Source organism: Halanaerobium saccharolyticum, assembly GCF_004362045.1.
Lineage (GTDB): Bacteria > Bacillota > Halanaerobiia > Halanaerobiales > Halanaerobiaceae > Halanaerobium > Halanaerobium saccharolyticum_C.
Genome location: NZ_SNWX01000065.1, coordinates 1 through 2,700, shown reverse-complemented (window position 1 = coordinate 2,700; position 2,700 = coordinate 1). Strand labels below are relative to the sequence as shown.

Here is a 2,700-nt window from a genome sequence, read left to right as displayed (position 1 = left end):
TTCCTTCAGATTCCACCTCGCGATGGACACCCTTGTCTTCAGCTAGCGGTTGGCACTATTAACCCCCACATCAGACTTTCACTGATTAGCAAATATTCATGCCAGGCAAACTAGAAAACCCGGGGAAAAATCCCCGGGTAGTGTTTATTCACTTAACTGTAATATATATTTAGAAACTTACGGATAAGGAAGTAGTTAAGGCACTACCTTCTCCTTCTATTTCATTCAAGCCAACATCACCAATGATATACTTAGCTTCAGTATTCCATGTGAGGTTATCAGCTAACTCTTTATCCAAAGTACCCTTTAGATAGTTATAATTAATTACGTTACCTGCGGCTTTTTCTTCATTCTTGTTAACTAAAGCAGCACCAAGTGTAGTTAGTTCGTTCCAGGCATATTCAGTACCTAATTCAATTACTGTTACTGTATGATCATTAACAAAGCCATCATTATCAGTATATTCTACAGCTACATTATTAGTAAAATCACCATACACATTGTCCCATCCAGCATTAACTACAAGCTTATCTTCTGCAGATGCTACATAGTTTTTATCACCAGGTTGAACCACGGCTACAGAACCATTAACACTGTTCATTTCATTTACAACATACTTAGCACCAAGTTCAAACTTATCATAATCTACATTATCAAAATTGCTACGACTTGTTACAGTAGCATCATCACCAGCTAAATCATCATCAATTGCCAGGAAATCAGCTCCAACAGTTTCTACCATAGCATTAACGGTTAAAGCTTCATTTGCAGCGAATTCGCCATTTACCATAGCATAGATATCACTTTCACTATTAGTATTTCTTTCCCAATCGTTAAATGCAACTTCTCCACCAAATGTAAAAGCATCAGTTGCATTAAAATCTGTTAACTCAACAGCTACATATGTTGATTCATTAGGTCCATCAGCTCTTACATGATAAACTTTACCAGCTAGATTACCATATCCCATATTCTTATCCGCAACAAAGCCATAATAGTCATCAGATGTATCGTCATCATCACCTAATACAATAGCTTCGAAGTTAATGTCATTATAAGTGTAACTAGCTTCTAACCCTTCCATATCTTCTTCGTCAGTCAGATATTTTTCAACATGATAGTCAGCAAAGTCTCCCATTCTTAATCCAAAACCATCATAAGCAACTTCTAATAGTGCTGAGTCCATTTCTAATGTATTACTATTACCTTCTTCATATCCAAAAGCAGAATGTTCTGCAGCAAATGAATTTGTTAAAGTATCGATATCTAAGTTAAACTTAGCATCTCCTAAATTACCATTAACATTTAAATCATATTCCTGCCAGAATCTTCTTTCAGATGGGAGGTCATCAGCATCTTCCCATGAAAAAGTATCTGTCTCGGGGTCAAAACTTCTCACTGTTCCACTAGAATCTGTAAATGGAACCGTTGGATCATTATCTAAATCAGTATCATTTGCATTATCTAAATTACTCCAATTATTAGCATTAGAGGCTGTATAAGAAGTACCACCTTTTGTAACAGTTGGTAAGTCTAAATCTAAAGCATCACCATCAGCCCATAATGCAATTGTTTCATCAACATTTTCATTATAATTAGCAGTTTCAAACTTAGTAGTTATATCCATGCCAAATTCAATGTTATCCTGCGGCATATCAGACTTTAATTTAGCTACAGTTTTCTGTACTTCAGCTAAGTCAGATTCTACAGCATCAATGTCTGCACCTAATACTTTAAGTTCAGCTTTTAATTCGAATGTTAAAGCATCAACGATATCTGCTACTTCTTTTGCTTCCTGATCACTGAGTGTTTTATCAGTGTTCTTTTCCATTAAAGACTTAACGATAGCAGTTACGTCTTCTGCCTGACCTGTAGTGAGACCCTCGCCCATTTTGTCAACTTCATTAGCTAGAGCTTGTTGCTCATCAGCAATTTTGTCTAGAGCGCGGCTAACCATAACAGCCATTTCGTAACGTGTCATTGACTGCTGACCTTTAAATTCACCATCAGGATAACCCTCGACGATACCAGCAGCGACTAATTTGTTAATTGCATCATATGCCCAGTGATCACTTGGCACATCAGAAAATGACTGTGCAAATGCAGGCATAGCTAATGCTACGACTAAAAGTAAAGCAATTGTAATTGTAAGTTTTTTCATAAAATTTAACACTCCTTTTGTTTTCTTTTCAATTTTATTTTCTCTTTCTGGATCTGAGAAATCAACTTTCATTTAAGAAAACAATAAGTGACCTAGTTTCCTTATCATTTTTAACTTAAACAATTGTTATTCTTTCAGATCCTCTATATGTTATTCTACCTTAGATATTTTCAAATCTTCGAAGTGTTTTTCACCTCCTTTTCATTTTTTTGAAAAAGGTAGATTAACAGCAATAAAAGTAAACCAGGAGAAAACCGGTGCCCCCCGAAATGATTTCTCAGCAGGAACAACAAGGGGTAACAAGTCGCTTACTGAGGAAATCATTCATGAAAATATTTCACGCTTTCTCCTGGTTCAAACCTAAAGTCAAATCTTTAATGACTGACCGGTCATTCATAATATATCATAAAAAATTACACTTTGTCAACAAAATTATTATTTATTCAGAGATTCCGCAAATGATTTTTAAAAAATAAAAAAGATAAAATATTACTCTAAACAGTATTTTCTACACTAAAATCAGCTCAAATAAGATACAG

At 35.0% G+C, this 2,700-nt stretch carries 1 protein-coding gene; it reads right to left on the bottom strand.

The features are described 5' to 3' along the window. Positions 1-169: 169 nt before the first annotated feature. The gene (locus tag DFR79_RS15950; protein WP_133516444.1) at positions 170-2,161 is read right to left on the bottom strand and encodes an S-layer homology domain-containing protein; all 1,992 of its coding nucleotides are present in this window, start codon (positions 2,159-2,161) and stop codon (positions 170-172) included. Positions 2,162-2,700 lie beyond the last annotated feature (539 nt).